This window comes from Thermoactinomyces sp. CICC 10735 (assembly GCF_016055175.1).
Classification (GTDB): Bacteria; Bacillota; Bacilli; order Thermoactinomycetales; family Thermoactinomycetaceae; genus Thermoactinomyces; species Thermoactinomyces vulgaris.
Map to the genome: position 1 here is coordinate 385,194 of NZ_JAECVT010000004.1, position 22,890 is coordinate 408,083.

Here is a 22,890-nt window from a genome sequence, read left to right on the forward strand (position 1 = left end):
CCGTTATTCTTTGGCCTTTTTCAATTCTTCCACGAGTTCATCGTATTTCGGACTGCTCAAAAAGTTGTCCACGGAAATATGATGAGCATGGGGGACCTTGGCTTTGGCCCGGTCCGTCAGGTCTTTGTGTGTCACCACAATGTCGGCATCATCCGGCAGGTTGTTGATCGATGTGTTGGTCACAGACAGATCCAAGCCTGCTTTTTGCACTTTGTTTCTCAAAATGGATGCCCCCATGGCGCTGGAGCCCATTCCTGCATCACAGGCAAAAATAATTTTTTTCACTTTGCCGTACTCAACCGTCTCGGCTTTCGGCTCTTCGTCTGCCGGTTTTTCTTCTTTTTTCAGCAGCTCGGCCGCTCTGCCTTCTTTCCCTTTTAATTCACTGGTTTTTTCAACAGCTTTGTCCAAGTCTTCACCGCTTTGTTTGGATGTTTTCAAAATCAACGATGCGATAAGGAAAGAAACAAGCGTCGCCGCGATGACTCCCGCCAAAACACCGACATAGTTCCCTTTCGGCGTCATGGCCACCAAGGTGAAAATGCTTCCCGGTGACGGCACTGCGATCAATCCGGCGCCGGTCATCAAGAAGGTGAAGACGCCGGTGGCTCCGCCGGCAATGGCCGCAACCAAAAGGAAGGGTTTCATCAAAATATAAGGGAAATAAATTTCATGAATTCCCCCGAAGAAATGAATGATTGCCGCACCCGGCGCGGATTGTCTGGCCGTTCCTTTGCCAAACAACATATAAGCAAGCAAAATTCCAAGTCCGGGACCCGGGTTGGTTTCCAACAAGAACAAGATCGATTTTCCGGACTCAGTAACTTGTTCAATCCCGATCGGACTTAAAATTCCATGGTTAATGGCATTATTCAAAAACAGGACTTTTGCCGGCTCCACAAACAAACTGGCAAGCGGCAACAAATGCGCATCGATGATGGCTTGAACCCCCGCCGCCAGTGTGCTGTTCAACAACAATACCACCGGGCCGATGGCTTTATAGCCGAGGATGGTTAAAATTCCTGCGATGATCCCGGCGGAAAAGTTGTTCACAAGCATTTCAAACCCTTGTTTCACTTTTCCTTCGACCAATTGATCCCATTTTTTGATGCAATAACCGCCAAGCGGTCCCATCACCATCGCTCCCAAAAACATGGGAATACCGGATCCGACGATGACGCCCATGGTGGCCGTGGCTCCCACCACACCTCCTCTGACATCGTAGATCATTTTTCCGGCGGTGTATCCGATTAAAACCGGAAGCAGATATTGGATCATGGGGTCGACCAGTTTGGCCAAATCCTCATTCGGGAACCATCCGGAAGGAATAAATAAAGCCGTGATCAATCCCCAGGCAATGAAGGCGCCGATATTAGGCATAATCATTCCGCTTAAAAAACTCCCGAAACGTTGTACCTTCATTTTGACTCCGGGATTTGCCTGACCCGATTCCGCCATGTTCCTCTCTCCTTTCTCTTTTGGGAATATATATTTATATTTTGTGAACATCTCGTTACTTTTATCATAAGACGGCGATCCAAGCTGGTTCAATTTATAGAAAATCCTATTTTGTCCTCCTAATTGTTGACATTATTAAAATAAACAAAACCCCTTTCCATAAAAAATAGAAAGGGGTTGACGGGTGAAGGGATTCGATTTAACAGTTATAGCTGGCTTTTTCTCAAGGCCTGATCCAGATCGGCAATAATATCATCCACCGACTCAATTCCAACGGACAAACGGACCAGATCCGGAGTCACTCCTGCGCTTCTTTGCGCTTCTTCCGTCAATTGTTGGTGCGTGGTGCTGGCCGGGTGGATCACCAGGGACTTGGAATCGCCGACATTGGCCAGATGTGAAAAGAGTTCCAGGCTTTCAATGAACTTCTTGCCGGCTTCCAATCCGCCTTTGATGCCGAAAGTAAAAATCGCCCCTTGGCCTTTGGGGAGATATTTTTGAGCCAGTTCATAAGACCGGTGGTTCGGAAGCCCCGGGTGATTGACCCATTCAACCGACTCATGTTTTTCCAGATATTTTGCAACTTCCAGTGAATTCTCACTGTGCCGTTCCATCCGCAGATGCAATGTTTCCAACCCTTGCAACAACAAAAAGGCGTTAAACGGGGAAATCGCCGCTCCGGTGTCACGCAAAAGCTGCACCCGCGCTTTGGTGATGTATGCAAGCGGTCCGAGCGCTTCGCTGTACACCACTCCGTGATAACTCGGATCGGGCTCCGTGAAATCCGGGAACTTGCCGTTGGTCCAGTCAAATTTTCCGGAATCCACAATAACTCCGCCGATGCTGTTTCCATGTCCCCCGATGAATTTGGTGGCCGAGTGAACGACAATGTCGGCCCCGTGCTCAAAAGGACGGCACAAATACGGGGAAGCAAAAGTATTGTCCACAATAAGCGGAATTCCGTGGTCGTGAGCCACTTTCGAAACCGCTTCAAAATCCAGCACATCCAATTGGGGATTTCCGATGGTTTCGGCAAAAATGGCTTTGGTCCGGTCGGTGATCGCTTTCCGGAAGTTTTCCGGATCCGATTGATCCACAAATTTCACGCGAATCCCTATTTTGGGAAGAGTATGGTAAAAGAGATTATAAGTTCCTCCATATAACGCACTGGAAGCGACGATTTCATCTCCGGCTTTGGCAATGTTCAAAATGGCATAAGTGATGGCTGCCTGCCCGGAGCTGGTTGCCAACGCTCCGACTCCGCCTTCCAGTTCCGCCACCCGTTTTTCAAAAACATCCTGGGTGGGATTCATGATGCGGGTATAAATATTTCCCGTTTCTTTCAACGCGAACAAATTGGCAGCATGTTCCGTATTGTCAAACACATAAGAGGTCGTTTGGTAAATCGGCACGGCTCTCGATTTCGTGACCGGGTCCGGCACCTGTCCTCCGTGTACGGCAATGGTTTCGCTTCGATAGTTCGTGGATTCACTCATTGGCCTTTTTCCCCCTTTTGTTGTAAAAAAGCCTCTTCTCTGATCCAGAGAAGAGGCTTGATCACTCATCGAAGTCTCTCCTATCTTCTAGAAATCCCAAAGGATTTCTACAGGAATTGGCACCTTCCGGATCTTTATCCGGGGTTGCCGGGCGTCATTGGGCCAGTCCCTCAGCCTCTCTGGATAAGAGCAAAATCTGATAAGAATAGTATTATTTTATTGAATTGACTCTATTATAATGACTGGAAAGGACCATCGTCAATGATTTTTCTCAAAAAACCCATTAAAAAACCAGGGCAATTGCCCTGGCCAGATATAAACCCGGTTCGAATGGGGATTCGAAGAGATTTAATCGGGAGTCCATCTGATGATTTATTCGGACGGTCTTCCTAAATTATGGTCTTTTTGTACGAAAAAAGTTTTTTTGTCACGGATTATTCAATTTTTAAGACAAAAAAACAACCTCTTTTCCAAAACGCCTCTTTTTGCATTTAAGCTTTGATTCCTTGGGTACTGGCCCTTTCGTCCGGATCCTTCATACATATGTTATAGCGATTTGAAAAACGCGGAGGTGATTTTATGTCAGCGCTTGAGCGCTTATGCCGTCAATTCGCACGAATTGTCAACGGCCAGCCAAGCACCATAAACGGGGTTTGTTTTATTCAAAAATTCCGGAACATCCCCGTCACCATTTTGGGGAAACGGTCCCGTTCTCCGCTGGTTCTTCCCACCTTCTTCAGTTTTGAAAGCCTTGACCGCCAAGGCCGCGCGCTCAATTTGGGAGAAACGGTGATTTTACAAAGAGAGATTAATCCGTTCATCTCCGAATTGCGTAAACGGGGAATTATTGTAACCGCTCTTCACAACCACTGGTTGTTTGAAAACCCCCGTTTATTTTACATTCATTTTGAATCCGTCGAAAATCCGATCACTTTTGCCAGAAAAGTTGCCGCCGCCTTGAGGGTATTGAAAAGATGATGATTTCTTTAAAAACCACCCGGAAGCCGGGTGGTTTTTAAAAACTCCCGGTATAATAAACTTAATCTGAAGCAAGGGAGAACGTTGCATGGAAGAAATGTGGAGAAACATTTTGCTGGAACTCGGCATTTGGGCCATTCCAGTCAGCCTTTTGATCAATACGCTCGTCAACCTGACCGGCTTTCTCCCCTCGATCTTTATGACGGCAACAAACGTCTGGCTTTGGGGAGCTTGGTGGGGCGGGGTCCTGTCCTGGACCGCGGAAGTTTTGGGAGCTATGCTTGCCTTTGTGCTTTATCAGCGGGGCGTGCGCATGCTTCCCCGAAAATACCGAAACCGCTGGCATTGGCTGGAGTCCATCCATGCACAGCCGCAATGGCGGCAATGGACCCTGCTTGTTACTGCCCGGCTGGTGCCCTGGATTCCGACAGGGGCCGTAAACCTTTTTGCCGTATGGGCAGAAACCCGCTTTTTCATCTTCTCAAGTTCCACCGCCTTGGGCAAAATTCCATCCATCGCCTTGGAAACCGGAGCCGGGTATGGGTTCATCCAATGGATTCAACTTTTTTAAGGGAAAGAAAAATTTTTACATACAGATCCTTTTGGGTTAAAATAAATAATGTACGAGAAAATAGTAAGTAACTTGTAATAACAAGATGGAGGGATTTTTTATGGCAAAAGTGTTGATTTTGACCGGTGATGCCGTGGAAGCCCTGGAGATTTTCTATCCCTATTACCGGTTGCTGGAAGAAGGACACGAGGTCACCATCGCGTCCCCGAATAAAAAGAAATTGCAAACGGTTTGCCATGATTTTGTGGACATGGAAACATTCACGGAAAAACTGGCATACGGCATTGACTCCCATGCATCATTTTCCGAAATCAATCCGGCTGATTATGACGGCTTGATCATTCCCGGGGGACGGGCTCCGGAATACATCCGCATGGAAAAAGAAATCCCTGCACTGGTCAGCCATTTCTTCGAAAACAACAAACCGGTGGGGGCCATTTGCCATGCCGCACTGGTGTTCAGCGTGATTCCGGAATCCGTCAAAAACCGTTCGATGACGGCATTCACCACTTGCAAACCGGAAGTGGAAAGCGCAGGAGCAGAGTACGTCAACAAAGAGCTTCATGTGGACAACAACTTGGTATCGGCTCATGCTTGGCCGGATCTCCCCGGATTTATGCGGGAGTTTTTAAAGAAATTAAAATAATTTTGATCAAAAAAGGAGCCGGTTTTTCCCCGGCTCCTTTTTTAAAACAAAGCCAACTGGTTGCTTTCCGGAAGCCCCTTCAAACAACCCAGCCGCTCCAGCACTTCGATCACCGTGCTGGACAAACGGGCCCGCTTTTGCAAATCCTCAATCGACAAAAACTCTCCTTGCTCCCGGGCTTGGACGATGTTTTGCGCCGCACTCTCCCCGACTCCGGAAATCGAAGCAAAGGGAGGGATGAGGCGTTTTTGGTCATCCAGCCAAAACTTGACGGCATCCGACTGGTACAAGTCCACGGGCGCAAATTCAATTCCCCGTGCATACATTTCCATCACCAATTCCAAGGTGGCCGCCATGGCTTTGTCTTTCGCCGATGCCTGGAAGCCCATCTCGTTGATCTCGTTCAGTTTCCGTTTGACCGCATCATATCCTTTTAAAACCAGCTCAATGTCAAATTCATTGACGCGGGTGCTGAACAATGCCGCATAAAAAGCTTCCGGATGATACACTTTAAACCACCCGATGCGGACCGCCGCCGTCACATAGGCCGCGGCATGCGCACGCGGGAACATGTATTTGATCTTCCGGCAGCATTCAATGTACCAATCCGGCACGCCATGCTCTTTCATCAAGGCTTCCTCTTCTTCAGTAACCCCTTTTCCTTTTCTCACTTTTTCCATGATCTTAAACGCCGCTTTGGACGGCAATCCCATGCGGATCAGATACAACATGATATCATCACGGCAACAGATGGCCTCCGAAATCGTACAAACGCCGTCATTGATCAAATCCTGCACATTGCCCTGCCAGACGTCCGTCCCGTGCGACAGCCCGGACACACGAACCAATTCACTGAAACAACTGGGTTTGGCATCTTGCAAAATCCCACGCGCAAAATAGGTTCCAAATTCCGGAATCCCCAACGTACCATGTTCAATTCCGTTAATGTCTTCGGGCCGGACACCGATGCTTTTGGTGCTGCGGAACAGTTCAATCACCTTGGGATCCCCGAGCGGAACCTTGGTGGGATCCACACCGGTCAGTTTATGCAACAGACGCTGGATGGTGGGTCCCGTATGCCCGAGCAAATCCAGCTTCAAAATCTTCCCGGAGATGGCTTTGTAATCAAAGTGGGTCGTGATCACCCCGGATTTGGTGTCATCCGCCGGGTGCTGAATGGGCGTGAAATCATAGACTTCCCGTTCCTGCGGCACCACCATCAACCCTCCGGGATGTTGCCCGGTGGACCTTTTCACCCCGACGCAACCTTGCGCCAGGCGCTCAATTTCGGCACGCCGCAAATTCAAATTATGTTGTTCCGCATACTTTTTCACATAACCAAACGCGGTCTTTTCTTTCACCGTGTTGATGCTTCCCGCACGATAAATGTACTCTTTCCCAAAAAGTTCCTCGGTGTACTGGTGCGAGCGCAATTGATATTCTCCATCAAAGTTCAAATCGATATCGGGCGCTTTGTCCCCTTCAAAGCCAAGAAACGTCTCAAACGGGATGTCATGCCCGTCTTTCCACAGATCTTCCCCGCACCGGGGACATTTTTTGTCAGGCAGGTCAAACCCGCTTTCATAAGAACCGTCGGTAATAAACTCGCTGTACTTGCACTTTTTGCAACGATAATGGGGAGGCAACGGATTCACTTCGGAAATATAGCTCAAACAAGCAACGACCGAAGAACCGACCGATCCCCGTGAACCGACCAAGTATCCGTCTTCCAGCGATTTGCTGACGATTTTTTGCGAAATCATGTACAGCACACTGAATCCGTGTTTGATAATGGAGTTCAATTCCCGTTCCAACCGGTTCTTCACGATTTCCGGCAACTCTTCCCCGTACCATTCGTGAGCCGTTTGGTAACAAATCCTTTTTAACTCTTCTTCGGCTCCTTCCAAATGGGGCGTGTACGTTTCATCCGGGAACGGCTTGACCACTTCAATCTGCTCCGCAATCGCCCGGGGATGATCCACCACCACTTCTTTGCATTTTTTCTCGCCCAAATATTGAAATTCCCGCAACATCTCGTCCGTCGTCCGAAAATGCGCTTTCGGCAAAGGCCCTTGCGGTTTCGCGCCGGTTTGGTTTGCGGCGATGATTTCGCGGAAGATGGCATCCTGTTCATCCAAATAATGGGCGTTAGAAGTGGCAACCACCGGTTTGCCCAGCTTCTCACCGATCTCGACAATCAATTGATTCGCTTGCCGCAACCGCTCTTCATTTTCCACCAAGCCTTTTTCCACCAGATGCATGTTGTACTCCACCGGTTGGATTTCCAAGTAATCATAAAAACGCGCGATTTCTTCCACTTCGGAAGGCGACTTGTTTAACGCCGCTTCATATAATTCTCCGCGTTCACAGCCCGATCCGACCAAAAGGCCGTTCCGGTGCTTGACGAGTTCGCTGCGGGGAATGCGCGGCACCCGGTAAAAATATTTTAAATGGGACATCGAGATAAGCTTGTACAGGTTTTTCATCCCTTCCTGGTTTTGCACAAGCAAAATGGCATGGAAAGGGCGAACCCTTTTTAAATCCCGTTCCCCCCGGTTTTCATTCAACATGTGCAAATGGGTGATCTTCTTTTTCTCAACCGCGATTTGCAACATTTTCCACATCACATGGCCGGTGGCTTCCGCATCATAGATCGCCCGGTGGTGCTGTTCCAGTTTGATACCGAGCTTATCCGACAGTGTGTTCAAGCGGTGGTTCCGCATCTCGGGGAATAACATCCGTGCCAGTTCCAGGGTGTCCAGCACCGGATTTTTCACCGGCTCCTTGCCGATCCGTTTCACCGCTTCCTGCAAAAATCCCATGTCAAATCGCGCATTGTGCGCCACCAGTACGGTTCCTTCGATAAACTCAAGAAAATCCGCCACCACATCATCCACTTCCGGTGCGTCTTTCAACATGTCGTCGGTGATATGCGTCAGCTCGACAATATGTTTGGACAACGAGCGGTGAGGGTTGGCAAAGGAGGAAAATTTATCGATGATTTTTCCGTCTTTCATCTTGACTGCTGCCAGTTCGATAATGACATCGTGAACGGCGGACAACCCGGTGGTCTCCACGTCGAAGACGACATATGTACCCTCGAGCAAATCCATCTCAGCTTCATTCATCACAATGGGAATGCCATCGTCAACGATATTGGCTTCCACTCCGTAAATCACTTTGATGCCATGTTCGCCGGCCGCTTTGTATGCTTCCGGATAGGCTTGCGCAACGGCATGGTCGGTAATCGCCACGGCGGGATGACCCCATTCCGCCGCTCTTTGAATCATTTTCCCCGCACTGGCAATCCCGTCCATCGCCGACATGGAAGTGTGCAAATGAAGCTCAACCCGTTTTTCTGCCGCCGTATCCCGGCGCGCAAACGAATCGGGTTCGGTTTCTTCCAAGCTGTTCACCATCACGACCAGTTCGCGGGAAAACGTGTCATATTGAACACTTCCGCGCACTTTTAACCAATCACCGTCCCGGATCATGGCCAAAACGGCGGCTTGCTCCTTGTCACGGGCAAACACTTTGCACGAAATGGAATCGGTAAAGTCGGTCAAATTGAAGGTTAACAACTTCCGACCGCTTTTTAACTCTTTCAACTCGCTTTTAAACACTTTGCCTTTGATGACCACATTCCGCTCTTCTTCGACAATGTCTTTGATTTTCACCGGTTCTCCCTTGATGCTGTAGCCCAATTTTTTGCTTACAACCGGTTCCTCCGGATGCCCGCTCTTTTCTTTCTGTTTCTTGGCCCGCTCTTTTTGTTCGGCCAACGCTTTTTGCATCAAGGTCTTTTCCTCTTGGATTTTCTGCTCGCGGAATTGTTCGGCGGCCTGCTCCGGTTCGGTTTCTTTTGCTGATAAAATGACGGGGAGTTTGGTTCCGGTGATGCGTTCGTAATACTTCATGATGTAGCGGTCTGTTTCCCGTTGTTTGGCCATTTTCAAAACAGCCGGGTTGGGGAAGATGACAACGATCCGGTCCCCTTCCACCTGCCATTCAGCCTGTCCGAACCAAGTGGCGGCGGCGGGTGTGACCTGTTCTTGCAAACATTTTTGGATAAAATATTTATATTTTTGCAAAACGATTTCATGTTGCAAGCGGTCGTAGGTAAAGTACATATTCACCCGGACCCACGGCTGAAAATGTTTTTTCACGCGCATCTGAAAATCCTGCCATAACTCCGCATTCATCGGCTCCACCAAATGAAGGTGAATATTCCATGTTCTGTCTTGGAGACGGACTTGCACCTCTTTAATCACACCATCCCGAAAGGCATGATTCAGCCATTCTTCCGGCAATTCGGCTTCATGGAACAGGTTAACCAGTGCTTGCCTCCCCTTCATTGCTAAAGACCTCCAAATACTTGGTTTCTCTTCCCATACCACATCGGAATGATTCGAGTCATTTACTTATTGTATCGAACATATACAAAGAGAGAAAGAGGCGATTTTTGTAAGGCCGTTTTAAAAGGATAAAACCCTGCGGTCAGGCAGGAATCAAATTATCTTTCAAGAAATTTATATATGGAACATTTATATTTTTCGAAAAAATAAGGAGGATGAGGCCATGAGCGTCAAACTTTCCTGTTACAAAGCCCCCAACACGGAAGGCAGCCTGCTTCACTTTAAACCCCGTTATGAAAACTTTATCGGCGGCGAGTGGGTTCCTCCGGTAAACGGCGAGTATTTTGACAATCCGTCACCGGTCGACGGCAAGGTGTTTACCAAAGTTCCGCGTTCACAAAAAGAAGATATCGAACTGGCTTTGGACAAAGCGCACCAAGCCAAGGAAAAATGGGCCAACACCCCGCCTGCCAAGCGAAGTAAAATCCTCCTTGAAATTGCCGACCGGATTGAAGCCAACAAAGAAAAACTGGCACTTTCGGAAACATGGGACAACGGAAAACCCATCCGCGAAGCACTGGCGGCAGACATCCCGCTTGCCGTTGACCATTTCCGGTATTTCGCCGGTGTCATCCGCGGAGAAGAAGGCAGCGTTTCCGAAATTGACGCCAAAACGCTTTCGGTTCACATCAAGGAACCGATCGGTGTGGTCGGACAAATCATCCCCTGGAACTTCCCCTTGTTGATGGCCGCATGGAAACTGGCACCGGCACTGGCGGCAGGAAACTGTGTCGTACTGAAACCTGCTGAACAAACGCCTGTCACCGTCCTGTTATTTGCCGAGATCATTCAAGATTTGCTTCCACCCGGTGTCCTCAATATTGTAAACGGTTTCGGCCCCGAGGCCGGCCAGGCGCTCGCCACCTCTCCGCGTATCGGAAAAATCGCTTTCACCGGTGAAACCACCACGGGCCGGTTGATTATGCAATATGCTTCTGAAAACATCATTCCGGTCACGCTGGAGTTAGGCGGAAAATCTCCCAATATTTTTACGGAAAGCGTCATGCGGCAAGATGATAGCTTCCTGGAAAAAGCCATCGAAGGATTTACCATGTTCGCGTTAAACCAGGGGGAAGTCTGTACCTGTCCGTCCCGTGCACTGATTCAGGAATCGATCTATGAAGAATTCATGGAACGGGCCCTCGAACGGGTGAGCAAAATCAAACTGGGGGATCCCCTGCATCCGGAAACGATGATGGGGGCGCAAGCTTCTTCGGATCAATTCCAAAAAATCCTAAGCTATCTCGAATTGGGGCGTGAAGAGGGAGCGCAATGCCTGACCGGCGGAAAACCGTATGACAATCCGAAATATCCGGACGGCTTTTATATTGAGCCGACCGTCTTTGTCGGAAACAACAAAATGCGCATTTTCCAAGAAGAGATTTTCGGACCGGTTGTCTCCGTCACAACATTTAAAGATGAACAGGAACTGTTGGAAATCGCCAATGACACGCTCTATGGCTTGGGAGCCGGATTGTGGACCCGAGACGTTCATCAAGCTTACCAGATCGCCCGGAAAATTGAAGCCGGCCGCGTGTGGGTGAACTGTTACCATGTCTACCCTGCACATGCTGCCTTTGGCGGATACAAACAATCCGGGATCGGGCGGGAAACCCACAAAATGATGCTGGAACACTACCAGCAAACCAAAAACATGCTGATTTCCTACGATCAAAACCCCACCGGATTGTTTTAAGGTGAACACGGATGAAAAAAGTGGAGCGGGTGTCTGTGACCGAAGAAGCAGCCAAAGTGATTGAGGCTTTGCGAAAAGAACATGGCGATTTAATGTTTCACCAAAGCGGTGGTTGTTGTGACGGATCTTCTCCAATGTGTTTCAAAGCGGGAACATTCCGGGTCGGAGCCAACGATATTTACCTCGGGGATGTGGCCGGTTGCCCTTTTTATATGTCACGGGCCCAATATGAATACTGGAAACACACCCACCTGACCATCGATGTCACCAAAGGCCGCGGAGCGTCTTTCTCCTTGGAAATCCCGCTCGGGATCCGGTTTATCATTCGTTCCCGTTTGTTTACCGAAGAAGAGCAAAAACAATTGGGATTCCTTTAAACGAAAACCCCCTGCCCATGCAGGGGGTTCACTTCGCCTCTTTATTTTTGAATAAACAATTGTGTCCAATAAGTGCCGTAATCTCCACCTTGAACATAACCGATTCCAATATGGGTAAAATCAGGATTCAAGATATTGGCCCGGTGTCCTTCACTGTTCATCCAGCCGTCCATCACTTCTTCCGCCGTTTTTTGTCCCGCCGCAATATTTTCTCCGGCCGCTTTAAAATCAATGCCTTGTTGTTTCATCATTTCAAAAGGAGAACCATAAGTCGGGGATTGATGGTCAAAATAGTGATGATCCCTCATGTCCTTGGATTTCATGTCCGCTGCTCTGGAAACCGCGGCATCCAGTTGCAACGGGTTCAAGCCGTGCTTCTCCCGTTCCTGATTCACCAAGGCCAAAACCTCTTTTTCAATGGGAAGGATCTCTGCATCTTGATCATCGGTTGCCGCCGCAGAAGACGGTTGCGTTTCACTTACTGCCTCCTGTTGTTGCGGTGTCACCTTTGGATCGGCTTGATTTTGGATTTCCAAAAACCCCAAACCGGAAACAGTGGACAACAGTGCCGTCAATCCGGCAAGAATCAATTGAAAACTCATGCTACATCCCCTTTCCCTTCAACTTGCTTCACAGTCTAACATAAATCCGAAGCAATAAAATTGTAGAATATTGGAAAGGAGTTTCATTTCCGTTTCATCAATGCATCAAACCGGTGCGAACTCAATTCTTGTTCAGGAGTGATCAGCATGTTCAGGCTGATGGGGTATTCCCGGTCCTGATGTTCCACTTGCACGGCAATGTGGGCATCTTGCACTTTCCACAATGCCATCCGGATGCTGACATACTGGTCACGCGGAAATTGCGGATCCCAAAATTCCCCATAAAAAAAAGGAGCTCCCCAATTGGTTGACAAAAAGCGCACAACAACGTCCAAACTCCTCAACATTTCCATGGTTAATTCGTTCATCCGGTCTTCACTTTGATCCTTCAGGATCTCATCCATTTCCCGGTATGTATCAATATCCAGCCATACAGATTGAATGCGCCCTTCCTTTTTTTCCAAAAGAATACGGGGATATCCGTCCAAATGATTGCAAAAACACACACCTTCTTCCTTTTCCCACATCATGCGATAATCCAAGAGTTCGGCAAGTACTGAAAATGAATGAACCATTTGCTCCTTATCCCAATCAAATTGAATACTTGGCAAATAGGAAGCAATCATTTGTAACTGGCGATGATGTTGTTCATTTAACATGATCCGGCTTCACCCTGTTTTCTAGTGTTCAAAAATCAAGAACCTATATATTTTAATTCAAAAACAATCATACAAAGATTATAATTATTTTTATATTAATTGATCAAGTATGGATCTACTACCTTTCTTTTCTTCAAACAAAGGTGATTTCAACCGGATCCATACCAGCCCGCCTGACGGGGAAAAACGCAATCATCCCGGGCGCCGGGACACACAAGGGAGGGATGGGAAAGAAACGGGAAACCAACAGGAGCGGATAAAAACCACAAGCAAATGCGAAACATTCAAATATTGAGATATTAAAAAGAAAAAATGGCAGATAAAATATCGGAGATTTGTTCTTCCTGATCATTTGAAACCTGTTTTTTCCGTTTCCGGCTTCAGTCGCCAGGCACCCCCGGTCAAAATTTTCGAATGTTTGCGGATACGATGGAGCGGCAGGATTTTCCGGCCGTACGACGTATAAAAAAAGCAGGTCTTTGATTTGTCACCCGTGGAGGTGGTACAACATGTCACGTCAATTTACCATCAAAGGATGGTTATATGAACATATCACTTTGACGTGGAAAGAAGGAGAATTATTCAGCGACTGCCCCGAAGTCTTGGAAGTGATTCAAAAAAGAATTGAGGAACTGGAAGAGTTAAAAGCGTTTATCTTCTGTCCCGACACAAAACGTTTTTTTACCGAAAACTATCTGGAAAAGCCTTACTCCGCCTATTTGGTGTTAAAACATGTATTGGAGGAAGTTTATGAACTTCCGGACAAAGAAGAGGTCCTGCGGTTGGAAGACCAATCTTCTTCATCCACTCCTCTTCTCAGTTCATAACATGAAAGATGCCCCGCTATTCACGGGGCATCTTTCATTACCGGTCAAACCACGCAAAAAGCTCCGCTTGTTCAAGCGGAGCTTTTTTAACGGGCCGATTCACACTTTGGTGCTGAGGGTCGGACTCGAACCGACACGGTGGTACACCCACCGCAGGATTTTAAGTCCTGTGCGTCTGCCAATTCCGCCACCCCAGCATGCTTGGTGCCGAAGGTGGGAGTCGAACCCACACTCCATAAAGGAACACGATTTTGAGTCGTGCGCGTCTGCCAATTCCGCCACTTCGGCTTGAGATGAAAATTCATTATCGAATCGACAAAAAATATCATATCAGCAACAAGAATAAATGTCAACGATTTTTTTAAACAGGTAAAAACAAAGAACCGGTTAAAAACCAGTCATCATCAGCTTTTATGGGAGCTTTTCATCTTGAAAAAAACTTTTTCCAATTTTTTGCGTGCCAGAGCAAGTTCATGAAGGACGGCTTCTTCCGTCATCCACTCAGATAATGTCCCGGACCATCCGCAGGACGGACACACCATTTTCTCTTCGAGCGGCTCCGAATGTAATGTTTTAAACTGTTCCCGGCACTCCCGGCATTGCAAACGATGGCTGACTGGCAACGGATCCGGTAAATAGTCCCTCATAAAAAAACTCCTTAATGAAACGTTTTTTGGAGACAATAAGTGAAGTGCGTTTTTCATTTTTCATATTAATCCTTCGAAAAACACTCAGGCTTTTCCTGCAACAATTTGCCAAGAATCATTTAAAAATCGTCTCTTAATGAGATATAATAAAATAGTTTCACAAAGGATTCGGAAACAACGCATGGATAAAATAGAACCGACACCGAACGGAAAGGATGACCAGGCATTGATACCGGCTGAACTTATGGCCAATTTTCCTCTTTGGGCATCTCTCGCTGCCATTATCTTGGCACAACTGTTAAAAGTCCCTTGGAATTTTTTTATCACGCATCATTGGGATTGGAACTGGATGGTCAGCTCCGGGGGCATGCCCAGCTCACACACTTCCGCTGTGACCGCGCTGGCAACCTCCCTGGGAATCACGGAAGGATGGGATTCTTCCGCCTTTGCCATTGCAACTGTCATTGGAATCATTGTGATGTACGATGCCACCGGTGTCCGCCGACAGGCCGGCATGCATGCCCAGGCTCTCAACCAGTTGGCTGACGACTTCGCATTACTGTTGAAGGAACTCAGGAACATCAAAGAAAAGCCGACCTCGGAAACGCGGATCCGCTTGAAAGAAATCCTGGGCCACCAACCCATCGAAGTCTTTACCGGTGCCTGGTTAGGCATATTGGTTTCTGTTGCGATGTACTTTCTCTGGTATTAAGTGAAGCGGGACATTCAAGCAATGCCCGCTTCATCATTCTGAAGAAGCGCAATGCACTCAAAGGAGGGGATCAGGATGCGACTGGTTTCCATTTGTCCCAGCAATACGGAAATGCTTTATTTTCTGGGAGCGCACTCATGGCTTGTCGGAATTGATGATTACTCGGACTGGCCCCCGACATGCCAACACCTTCCGCGCGTCGGTCCGGATCTAAATGTTGATATCGAAAAAATCAAAGCATTGAATCCGGATCTGGTGATCGCTTCCCTCAGTGTCCCGGGAATGGAGAAAAATATCGAAAGATTAAAACAAGAAAATCTCCCCTTGATGATTCTGAACCCCAAAACCCTCCGGGATATTGCACAAGATTTGATCCGGCTCGGAGATGCTCTCGGCCTCCAAACCAAAGCGGAACAGACCGCCCGCCGGTTTACAGACCAAATCGACCGGCTCAAAGCCCGGATTCCCGGCAAGGAAACACCGCCGCGCCTGTATTGGGAGTGGTGGCCAAAACCGGTTTTCACCCCGGGCAGACGAAACTGGCTCACCGAGGTGAGTGAATTGGTCGGGGCAGTCAACATCTTCTCCGACATTGACAAAGAAAGTGTACAGACGGATTGGGAAACCGTACGGGATAAAAAGCCCGATTATGTTTTGACTGTCTGGACCGGGGTTCCGCTGAAGCGGATAAAAAAAGAGATGATCCAATCCCGTCCGGCCTGGCAAGGAACGCCACTTTCAAAGGAGCAAAATATTTTCCTGTTGGACGAGGGATGGTATTGCCGCCCCTCCCCCCGGATTTTGACCGGCCTTTGCCATTTGGCACACTTGTTATATCCGGAAACGTTTTCACCGCCGGATCCGGATCACCCTTTTCCCTTACAGGAGGAGTAAAGAACGGGGGTGCACTTCAATCCGGATTGGAGTCGTCCCCTTAACTTCCCCGTCAATATGGTAAGGAAACGATTCCGGTCCCAGGATTTCAATTTGTTGTGCCCGCTCAAACCGTATGGACGGGTGCCGGGCATGCCACCCGAAATAAGTTAATGGAAAAGCGCGAATAAACTGACCTTTCCTCAGATTTTGCACACAACAGACATCCAAATATCCGTCTTGAGTATCCGCCTGCGGACAAATCCGGATTCCTCCGCCGTATTGGCGGATATTGGCAACGGACACCATCCAACATTTCTCCAGCCGATACTCATTTCCGTCCATCCTCAGTGTCATGGACCGGGCCCTGTAGGAAAACAAACATTTCACCGCTTCCATCCCGTATGAAAACGATCCGAACCACTTTTTTAAGCCGGACCGGTTCACCCGCTCCACCACACTGACATCAAATCCCACCCCCGTGGATCCAAACATGGGTTTTCCGTTCACGGTCGCCGTATCCACCGGTTCCGGGTGAAAATTCAAGATACGCGCCAGCGCTTTTTCCGGCCGGGAAGGGATGGCGTGGGCAAAAGCAAAATCATTTCCGGTTCCGGACGGAATAATCCCGAATGGAACCGGAACGCCAATCAAGCCGCTCCCCACCTCGTTCACCGTTCCGTCGCCACCGATGGCAACCACCGCTTGCCACTTTTTCTGTTTGGCTCCGTCACGAATCCGGGAAGTCAATTTTTCGTTTTGCTTCGTATGCCAGACTTCATAAGCAACGGACCGGGCCTTGAGATATTTTTCTGCCTTTTCCCAAAAAACTTTTCCTTTTCCTTTTCCCGATTCCGGATTCACCACAAATAAAATCATGTTCTCACCTTCTGCCCGAATGCATTCTTGCTAAAAAAAACCCAGGGTGCATCCCTGGTTTCTAGAACATCCGATATCCTTTTAAGCGCAACGTACGAATGGTAAAAATCCCGCCCAGGACTCCCAAAAAACCCGAAAAGAACAAAACGGCATTGACAATGGTAAAAATTTGCGTCACATCCCGCCCCACATACAAAACAACCCCGAAAAAAAGGGCGAGCGGCAACCAAGTGGTTTTTAAAATCATATTCAGAATAAAGCCCAATCCAAAAAATAAAACAAATAACAACGGAATGGAAATGATCAATTGGGCGAGCGTCACTTGAGTCATCGCCTCCACATCTCAAAGTTCCCACTCATTTTACTGAATATCTTTCAGAAGGTCAACGATATAAAAAAACCCGCCAAAAGCGGGTTCACTTCATTTTTTATCTTCTTTTCCGGTTCCGTGACAGGCATAACACGCTTCCGTACCGCCCAGCAAAAGCTCCAAATACCCTTTTCCGCTGCAATAATGGCAAGTATTTTCTGATAGTTCTGACATGGCTTTTTTCATGGAATCGCCCCCTGTGGTCCCGTTTCAGAAATGATATAATATTCTAATCTAAATGAAAAATTCCATTCAGGAGCAAGAACCGCGTTCACAATCCATGTAAGCGATAACATCAGAATCATGCCTTTTCTTTCGGAAAATTGCTGTATTCCATAACAAAAAACCCTTCTTAAACCAAGAAGGGTTTTTGTAAAAATCATAAATGATTACAGTTTTCCTTTGCGAAGAACCAAAGAAACGCCACCCAACAAGAAGAGCCAGCGAAGATCAATGATTTTTTTCATGAACGCAGCTGTTCCGCCGGTCATCTTTTTATTTCCGACCACACCGATGGCCTCTTTTCTTCCCAGAGAAGCCACGGTTCCTTTCGGTTCATATTTAAACGGTTGGTCAAATTGACCCCCGCGAACCACTTTGGCCAATTGTTTGCCGAGATATTGGCCTTGCTGTGTGGAGATTTGGGCTGTCGGCGGGTAAGGACGCTCATTTTCGCTTTCTCCCGGGAACACGAGAGAGCTGTCACCCACGATAAACACATTGTCATGGCCGGGAGCACGTAGATATTCATCCACTTTCACACGTCCGCGCATCGTTTCAATGCCGGATTCTTCAACCAGTTTATTTCCGCGCACGCCACCGGTCCAGACCACGGTAGACGATTTGATTTCACGTCCGCCTTTCAGGATGACACCGTCTTTGGTGCACTCTTCGATCGGCGTATTGACAATGAATTCAACACCTTTATTTTCCAGGTATTTCACTGCATAGTCCACCAGTTCTTTGTCAAATCCCGGCAAGACGGTCGGTGCCGCTTCCACATTCACAATACGGACTTTTTCAAGCGGAATGTCATAATCCCGGCACAGTTCGGGCATGCGATCCACCAATTCGCCCACGTACTCAATTCCGGTGAATCCGGCTCCCCCGACCACGATCGTGATCAATTCTTCTTTTTTCTCAATGGCATAACGCGAGAACATGTATTCCATGTGCTCGCGAATCATGCGCACGCTGTTGATATTGCGAATAAAGAACGCATTTTCCAATAAACCTTTAATACCAAACGTTTCCGGTGCGCTTCCCAATCCAACCACCAAATAGTCATATTGGATCGGGTCATTGTTTTCCAACAGAACCGTTTTTTCGTCCAACTTCATTCCGGTCACCCGGTCTTGGATAAAACGGATCCGGTTGGTGTCAATGACCGACGGGATCGAAACACGTGCGTGATCATGATGGGAAGTTCCTGCAGCCGGCTCATGCAATTTCGTCGTGATATAGTGGTAACTGTTTTGGTTGACCAGGGTAATTTCTGCTTCGTTCGCATTCAGATTTTTGGCCAATCCTTTGGCTGTCATCAGTCCGCCATACCCTGCTCCAAGGATCACGATTTTAGGTATACTCATCACAAATCACATCCATCTAAAGTATTATTTAGTATGATTGATTTCTCACAATCTGAAAAGGTTCGAACGCTTCGTGATCATTGAATCATGCCATTGATTATGATATTATTTTCACGAACTTTTAGCAAGAGCTTTTGTTCACATTTTCTCCACTTCATTTCAGTCTATCCGGCAAAAACGAATTGGTAAATTTTTTAAAGCTATGGATTCGATCATCACATCATGTTATATGATTATTATATAATTTTCTCCATTTTCGCAATAATATTTTGGAGGTGCGCTTGTGACAACACAACAAGTTGAACAAAACATAACCGATATCATTGTGATCGGCGGAGGGCCAACCGGGCTCTTTGCTGCTTTTTACGCCGGAATGCGCCAAGCTTCCGTCAAAGTCATTGAAAGCCTGCCGCAATTGGGAGGCCAATTGTCTGCACTCTATCCGGAAAAATATATTTATGACATTGCCGGTTTTCCCAAAGTGACCGCCCAAAACCTGGTGGATAATCTGATTGAGCAAGCCAACCTTTTTCATCCCACCTATTGTTTGGATGAAAAGGTCTTACAAGTTCATAAAAAAGAAGAACGATTATTTGAGGTTGTCACCCAAAAACAAGTGCATTTGGGCCGTTCTGTGATTATCACCGCTGGTTGCGGAGCTTTTGAACCACGCAAATTGAAACTGCCGGAAGCTGAGAAATTTGAAAACACCCATATTCATTACTTTGTCAAAGACAAGCGGCAGTTTGAAGGAAAAGATGTTTTAATCGCCGGCGGGGGAGATTCCGCGGTGGATTGGGCTTTGATGCTGGAACCGGTCGCCAAAAGTGTCACTTTGATCCATCGCCGGGACAAATTCCGCGCTCATGAGCACAGTGTCGAAAAAATGATGAATTCCGGCATCAGGGTGTTAACCCCGCGGGAAATTACCGCGATCGAAGGAGCCACACACATCGAAAAAGTGACGATTTCTGATAAAAAAAGCGGTGTATCCGAGGAATTGAAAGTGGATGAAGTGATTGTCAGCTTTGGGTTTGTCTCTTCGTTGGGGCCGATTCAAGAGTGGGGACTTCACATCGAAAAAGGATCCATCCTTGTCAACTCCAAAATGGAAACCAACATCCCCGGCATTTACGCCGCCGGCGATATTGCCACCTATGAAGGAAAAGTCAAACTGATCACTGTTGGTTTCGGGGAAGCCCCCATTGCCGTCAACCATGCCAAACAATACATTGATCCGGATGCCCGTGTTCAGCCTCAACACAGCTCCAATTTAAAATTGGACCGGTAATTTGTTGCATGATCCCTCCTTTGATTTGAAACGATAAATATAAAATTAAAGGAGGGATTTTTTTTGGGTACTCATTATGCTTGTCCCGTTTGCAACGGGTTTTCCGCCCTCGAAACTCATCGTTGCCCCGGGTGCGGTCATGTTTTGGAAGACAACGGACGGTTGACTGACCTGTTCAGTGATTACAGTCCTTACCGGGAGATTGATGATCTGAAAATGACCGACGGGCTGACCGATCTGAAAACCCGTCAATGTCCTCACACCCTCATCTGTCCCGCTTGCGGGCATTCCAAAGTGATGCTGGTGGATGAAATCCCGATATCGTAAAAAAACCCATCTCACATGGAGACGGGTTTTTTTAACAATCCTCGTCGGGCCGGCCTGATTCCGTTGCCGTCCGAAATGATGATCCGCAACCGCAAGTAACCGTTGCATTCGGATTATCGATACTGAATCCGCCGCCCATGACGGTCTCTTTGTAATCAATCACCGTTCCCTGCAGCAACGGTTGGCTTCGTTGATCAACCAAAATCCGGACACCAAACTGGTTCAATTCCATATCATTTTCTTTCTTTTCTTCATCAAAACCCATACTATATGAAAAACCGCTGCATCCGCCGTATTCCACGCCAACGCGCAGATAGAGGTTTTCCGGATGCTCTTGTTCGCTCAACATATCCTTCACTTTTAAAGCGGCTTGTTCCGTCAATGTAATCATGGGGCATTCCCTCCTTCTCTTTACAGTATACAAGGGAATCTTCCCCTGATACAACCGATGAGCTCAGATCGCTTTCATCATCGCCTGTTTGGAACGTTTTTTCGTTCTTTGCATCGGGGAACGAAGCGGATAGATGATTTCTTCTCCCCTTTGGTGAAGAATCGTTTCCTGCTCCCACAAATTATGCAGTTCGTCGAGCTCCCGGCTCAGTTCATAAACGGCCGGATGATTCAAACCGAAACGATCTGCCGCTTCTTCCATGCGTTTTCTTGCTTTTTCCAACTGATCTTTTAACGCCGGACCCCCACTCATCTTATGACCTCCTCTCCCCTGTCTTGACCCATCTCTCATCAAACAAGGCACATTTGTTCGAAATCTGCCAGTTATTTTCAGTATACAATGACAAAACTGAAAAGAAAAGCCGCATTTTTTACAAATTATTCAATTAAATATATTATTTAGACACAACTTCTTGTTATCTCCATCCTTTCCAAACTTTTTGCGCCGTTATGTAAAAAAATGTAACCCCCTTCCCTCCCGGGAAATTGACAAAATCCGGGCGACGGAAGAGGCCTTCCCGTTTGTTTTCCAATGATTATCCTTTGTGGTAGAATAATATAAGTTCGATTTGTTATTTAGACATTCGAAATAATTTCAGATATCATTGGTTCTTTGTTTGATCAGAAATGAGAGGAGGAACCCTCCATGTCGTTAACCTCCACGGTTTCAGACCGCAATTTGGATATGATTGTGGAGAAGGTGAAACATGGGGAACGCCTTACATTGGAAGACGGGCTCACTTTATACGAATCGCCGGACTTACTCACCATCGGCCAATTGGCCAATGAAGTAAACAGGAGAAAGAATGGGGATCGTGTTTACTTTATCCAGAATATGTACTTAAACCCGACAAACGTTTGTGAAGCCAGATGTGCATTCTGCGCTTTCCGGCGGGATCCCGGGGAAGAAGGGGCTTACACCATGTCGCCCGAGGAATTGCTGGAACATGTCGGCGAGCGGTACACGGAAGGAATCCGGGAATTCCACATTGTCGGCGGACATAACCACACGGTGCCGTTTGACTATTATCTTGAAACGGTAGCCATCTTGAAAAAACACTACCCGCATGTGACCATCAAAGCTTACACGGCGGCGGAAGTGGAATTTTTCTCCCGCTTGTCCGGGCGTCCGGTCGAAACGGTCTTGAAAGAACTGATGGACGCCGGCGTCAGCTCCCTGACCGGCGGCGGCGCGGAAATCCTGACCGAGCGTTACCGTTTAAAAATGAGCCCCGACAAAGCAAGCACCGACGACTGGTTGAATGTCCACCGCATCGCGCACCAGCTGGGAATGAAAACGCACAGCACCATGCTTTACGGATCGATTGAAACCAAGGAAGAACGGTTGATCCACATGATCCGCCTGCGTGAATTGCAAGACGAAACCAACGGCTTTTTGGTCTTTATTCCCTTGGCGGTACAACCCAAAAGCGTCAATGCTTCCATCAAACGTCGCACTTCGGCGATGGACGACCTGAGAACCATTGCCATCAGCCGGCTGATGCTGGATAATTTCCCGCATATCAAAGCTTATTTTATCAATATCGGAACGCAGCTGGCGCAATTGGCCACGCAATTCGGTTCTTCCGATCTGCACGGAACCCTGGTTCAGGAACGAATCAGCCATGCCGCTGGCGCTTTGACGCAACAAGCATTGACCAAAGACGAACTGATCTGGCTGATCAAAGGAGCCAACCGCACACCGGTCGAACGGGACACGTTCTACAACGAAATTGCGGTTTACTAGAAAAAAAGCATCCGGCTGAAACAACCGGATGCTTTTTTAATATCGAATTTCCATGTCTTCAATCTCCTCATAAATTTTCTTGAGAAGTTCTTTTCCGCTGTCCGCCGTGACGATTTCCCCGTTGACCAATGCATAGGGACCTTGCGCACAGATTCCGCAGTTCCCCAAACAGTCATACTCCAACACATCAATCCCCGGATCTTTTTCCAGCTCGTTTTTTACGGCCAACACTTCATCCGTCAAATTATTGATGCAAAACTCAACAAGAGGGATCATTTAT

Annotated in this window: 24 protein-coding genes, 2 tRNA genes and 1 riboswitch; of the genes, 11 read left to right on the plus strand and 15 right to left on the minus strand. The window is 47.6% G+C overall.

Going from position 1 to position 22,890, the window contains the following annotated elements:
- Nucleotides 1-3 precede the first annotated feature (3 nt).
- Nucleotides 4-1,458 carry a PTS mannitol transporter subunit IIBC gene (locus tag I8U23_RS10825; RefSeq protein ID WP_037995194.1) on the minus strand — a complete coding sequence of 485 codons (1,455 nt, stop codon included), beginning with the start codon at nucleotides 1,456-1,458 and terminating at the stop codon, nucleotides 4-6.
- A 206-nt stretch (nucleotides 1,459-1,664) separates the two neighbouring features.
- Nucleotides 1,665-2,954 (minus strand): homocysteine synthase, encoded by a 1,290-nt coding sequence (locus I8U23_RS10830; RefSeq protein WP_037995193.1) that lies wholly within the window; start codon nucleotides 2,952-2,954, stop codon nucleotides 1,665-1,667.
- Nucleotides 2,955-3,031: 77 nt separating this feature from the next.
- A riboswitch (SAM riboswitch) is annotated at nucleotides 3,032-3,144 on the minus strand.
- Nucleotides 3,145-3,533: 389 nt separating this feature from the next.
- On the opposite strand from I8U23_RS10830, the gene I8U23_RS10835 reads away from it, so the two are divergent.
- From I8U23_RS10835 to I8U23_RS10845, 3 genes are all read left to right on the plus strand, one after another.
- Entirely contained in the window at nucleotides 3,534-3,932 is a 399-nt protein-coding gene (locus I8U23_RS10835) for a DUF1259 domain-containing protein (RefSeq protein ID WP_037997593.1), read from the plus strand.
- A gap of 88 nt (nucleotides 3,933-4,020) precedes the next feature.
- Nucleotides 4,021-4,503, plus strand: coding sequence for a TVP38/TMEM64 family protein (locus tag I8U23_RS10840; protein WP_037997591.1), 483 nt, complete (start codon nucleotides 4,021-4,023; stop codon nucleotides 4,501-4,503).
- Between the two features lie 100 nt (nucleotides 4,504-4,603).
- On the plus strand, nucleotides 4,604-5,149 hold the full coding sequence (locus I8U23_RS10845; RefSeq protein ID WP_037997588.1) for a DJ-1/PfpI family protein: 546 nt from the start codon (nucleotides 4,604-4,606) through the stop codon (nucleotides 5,147-5,149).
- Nucleotides 5,150-5,190: 41 nt separating this feature from the next.
- On the opposite strand, the gene I8U23_RS10850 is transcribed toward I8U23_RS10845, so the two are convergent.
- Nucleotides 5,191-9,504, minus strand: a complete 4,314-nt coding sequence (locus I8U23_RS10850; protein ID WP_198051045.1) for a PolC-type DNA polymerase III — start codon at nucleotides 9,502-9,504, stop codon at nucleotides 5,191-5,193.
- A 223-nt stretch (nucleotides 9,505-9,727) separates the two neighbouring features.
- Between I8U23_RS10850 and exaC the strand changes: the two genes are divergently transcribed.
- Both exaC and I8U23_RS10860 read left to right on the plus strand, forming a co-directional pair.
- Nucleotides 9,728-11,260 carry an acetaldehyde dehydrogenase ExaC gene (gene exaC / locus I8U23_RS10855; protein WP_049719683.1) on the plus strand — a complete coding sequence of 511 codons (1,533 nt, stop codon included), beginning with the start codon at nucleotides 9,728-9,730 and terminating at the stop codon, nucleotides 11,258-11,260.
- Between the two features lie 11 nt (nucleotides 11,261-11,271).
- Nucleotides 11,272-11,637, plus strand: coding sequence for a DUF779 domain-containing protein (locus tag I8U23_RS10860; protein WP_037997583.1), 366 nt, complete (start codon nucleotides 11,272-11,274; stop codon nucleotides 11,635-11,637).
- Nucleotides 11,638-11,678: 41 nt separating this feature from the next.
- Here I8U23_RS10860 and I8U23_RS10865 read toward each other — a convergent pair whose 3' ends face one another.
- Both I8U23_RS10865 and I8U23_RS10870 read right to left on the minus strand, forming a co-directional pair.
- Entirely contained in the window at nucleotides 11,679-12,239 is a 561-nt protein-coding gene (locus tag I8U23_RS10865) for a CAP domain-containing protein (protein ID WP_049719682.1), read from the minus strand.
- Between the two features lie 83 nt (nucleotides 12,240-12,322).
- Entirely contained in the window at nucleotides 12,323-12,898 is a 576-nt protein-coding gene (locus tag I8U23_RS10870) for a hypothetical protein (protein WP_198051046.1), read from the minus strand.
- Nucleotides 12,899-13,407: 509 nt separating this feature from the next.
- Between I8U23_RS10870 and I8U23_RS10875 the strand changes: the two genes are divergently transcribed.
- On the plus strand, nucleotides 13,408-13,725 hold the full coding sequence (locus I8U23_RS10875; RefSeq protein WP_037998441.1) for a hypothetical protein: 318 nt from the start codon (nucleotides 13,408-13,410) through the stop codon (nucleotides 13,723-13,725).
- Between the two features lie 107 nt (nucleotides 13,726-13,832).
- Here the strand turns inward: I8U23_RS10875 and I8U23_RS10880 are convergent.
- The 3 genes from I8U23_RS10880 to I8U23_RS10890 form a co-directional block, all read right to left on the minus strand.
- Nucleotides 13,833-13,922: transfer RNA gene (locus I8U23_RS10880), tRNA-Leu, on the minus strand.
- Between the two features lie 5 nt (nucleotides 13,923-13,927).
- Nucleotides 13,928-14,013, minus strand: a tRNA-Leu gene (locus I8U23_RS10885).
- Nucleotides 14,014-14,129: 116 nt separating this feature from the next.
- Nucleotides 14,130-14,372, minus strand: a complete 243-nt coding sequence (locus tag I8U23_RS10890; RefSeq protein WP_037997417.1) for a hypothetical protein — start codon at nucleotides 14,370-14,372, stop codon at nucleotides 14,130-14,132.
- A gap of 181 nt (nucleotides 14,373-14,553) precedes the next feature.
- Here I8U23_RS10890 and I8U23_RS10895 point away from each other — a divergent pair, with 181 nt between their 5' ends.
- Nucleotides 14,554-15,084 carry a divergent PAP2 family protein gene (locus I8U23_RS10895; RefSeq protein ID WP_049719679.1) on the plus strand — a complete coding sequence of 177 codons (531 nt, stop codon included), beginning with the start codon at nucleotides 14,554-14,556 and terminating at the stop codon, nucleotides 15,082-15,084.
- A 75-nt stretch (nucleotides 15,085-15,159) separates the two neighbouring features.
- On the plus strand, nucleotides 15,160-15,978 hold the full coding sequence (locus tag I8U23_RS10900) for a cobalamin-binding protein (RefSeq protein WP_037997414.1): 819 nt from the start codon (nucleotides 15,160-15,162) through the stop codon (nucleotides 15,976-15,978).
- Here the strand turns inward: I8U23_RS10900 and I8U23_RS10905 are convergent.
- From I8U23_RS10905 to I8U23_RS10920, 4 genes are all read right to left on the minus strand, one after another.
- Nucleotides 15,964-16,836 carry a diacylglycerol/lipid kinase family protein gene (locus tag I8U23_RS10905; protein ID WP_049719678.1) on the minus strand — a complete coding sequence of 291 codons (873 nt, stop codon included), beginning with the start codon at nucleotides 16,834-16,836 and terminating at the stop codon, nucleotides 15,964-15,966. The genes I8U23_RS10900 and I8U23_RS10905 overlap by 15 nt on opposite strands.
- A gap of 61 nt (nucleotides 16,837-16,897) precedes the next feature.
- The gene (locus tag I8U23_RS10910; protein WP_082240761.1) at nucleotides 16,898-17,167 is read right to left on the minus strand and encodes a YuiB family protein; all 270 of its coding nucleotides are present in this window, start codon (nucleotides 17,165-17,167) and stop codon (nucleotides 16,898-16,900) included.
- Between the two features lie 90 nt (nucleotides 17,168-17,257).
- Nucleotides 17,258-17,392, minus strand: a complete 135-nt coding sequence (locus I8U23_RS10915) for a YuiA family protein (protein ID WP_049719677.1) — start codon at nucleotides 17,390-17,392, stop codon at nucleotides 17,258-17,260.
- A gap of 203 nt (nucleotides 17,393-17,595) precedes the next feature.
- Nucleotides 17,596-18,795 carry an NAD(P)/FAD-dependent oxidoreductase gene (locus tag I8U23_RS10920; protein WP_037997405.1) on the minus strand — a complete coding sequence of 400 codons (1,200 nt, stop codon included), beginning with the start codon at nucleotides 18,793-18,795 and terminating at the stop codon, nucleotides 17,596-17,598.
- 283 nt (nucleotides 18,796-19,078) lie between these two features.
- Between I8U23_RS10920 and I8U23_RS10925 the strand changes: the two genes are divergently transcribed.
- Together I8U23_RS10925 and I8U23_RS10930 are read left to right on the plus strand one after the other, a co-directional pair.
- Nucleotides 19,079-20,086 carry an NAD(P)/FAD-dependent oxidoreductase gene (locus I8U23_RS10925; RefSeq protein ID WP_037997403.1) on the plus strand — a complete coding sequence of 336 codons (1,008 nt, stop codon included), beginning with the start codon at nucleotides 19,079-19,081 and terminating at the stop codon, nucleotides 20,084-20,086.
- Between the two features lie 63 nt (nucleotides 20,087-20,149).
- Nucleotides 20,150-20,413 (plus strand): hypothetical protein, encoded by a 264-nt coding sequence (locus tag I8U23_RS10930; protein ID WP_037997401.1) that lies wholly within the window; start codon nucleotides 20,150-20,152, stop codon nucleotides 20,411-20,413.
- 31 nt (nucleotides 20,414-20,444) lie between these two features.
- Here the strand turns inward: I8U23_RS10930 and I8U23_RS10935 are convergent, their stop codons facing one another.
- The gene (locus tag I8U23_RS10935) at nucleotides 20,445-20,804 is read right to left on the minus strand and encodes a HesB/IscA family protein (protein ID WP_037997398.1); all 360 of its coding nucleotides are present in this window, start codon (nucleotides 20,802-20,804) and stop codon (nucleotides 20,445-20,447) included.
- A gap of 63 nt (nucleotides 20,805-20,867) precedes the next feature.
- On the minus strand, nucleotides 20,868-21,116 hold the full coding sequence (locus I8U23_RS10940) for an aspartyl-phosphate phosphatase Spo0E family protein (protein ID WP_037997396.1): 249 nt from the start codon (nucleotides 21,114-21,116) through the stop codon (nucleotides 20,868-20,870).
- A 393-nt stretch (nucleotides 21,117-21,509) separates the two neighbouring features.
- Here I8U23_RS10940 and mqnE point away from each other — a divergent pair, with 393 nt between their 5' ends.
- A complete protein-coding gene (gene mqnE, locus I8U23_RS10945) occupies nucleotides 21,510-22,610 on the plus strand; it encodes an aminofutalosine synthase MqnE (RefSeq protein ID WP_037997393.1) in 1,101 nt (366 codons plus the stop codon).
- 36 nt (nucleotides 22,611-22,646) lie between these two features.
- Here the strand turns inward: mqnE and I8U23_RS10950 are convergent, their stop codons facing one another.
- The gene (locus tag I8U23_RS10950) at nucleotides 22,647-22,886 is read right to left on the minus strand and encodes a DUF1450 domain-containing protein (RefSeq protein ID WP_037997390.1); all 240 of its coding nucleotides are present in this window, start codon (nucleotides 22,884-22,886) and stop codon (nucleotides 22,647-22,649) included.
- Nucleotides 22,887-22,890 lie beyond the last annotated feature (4 nt).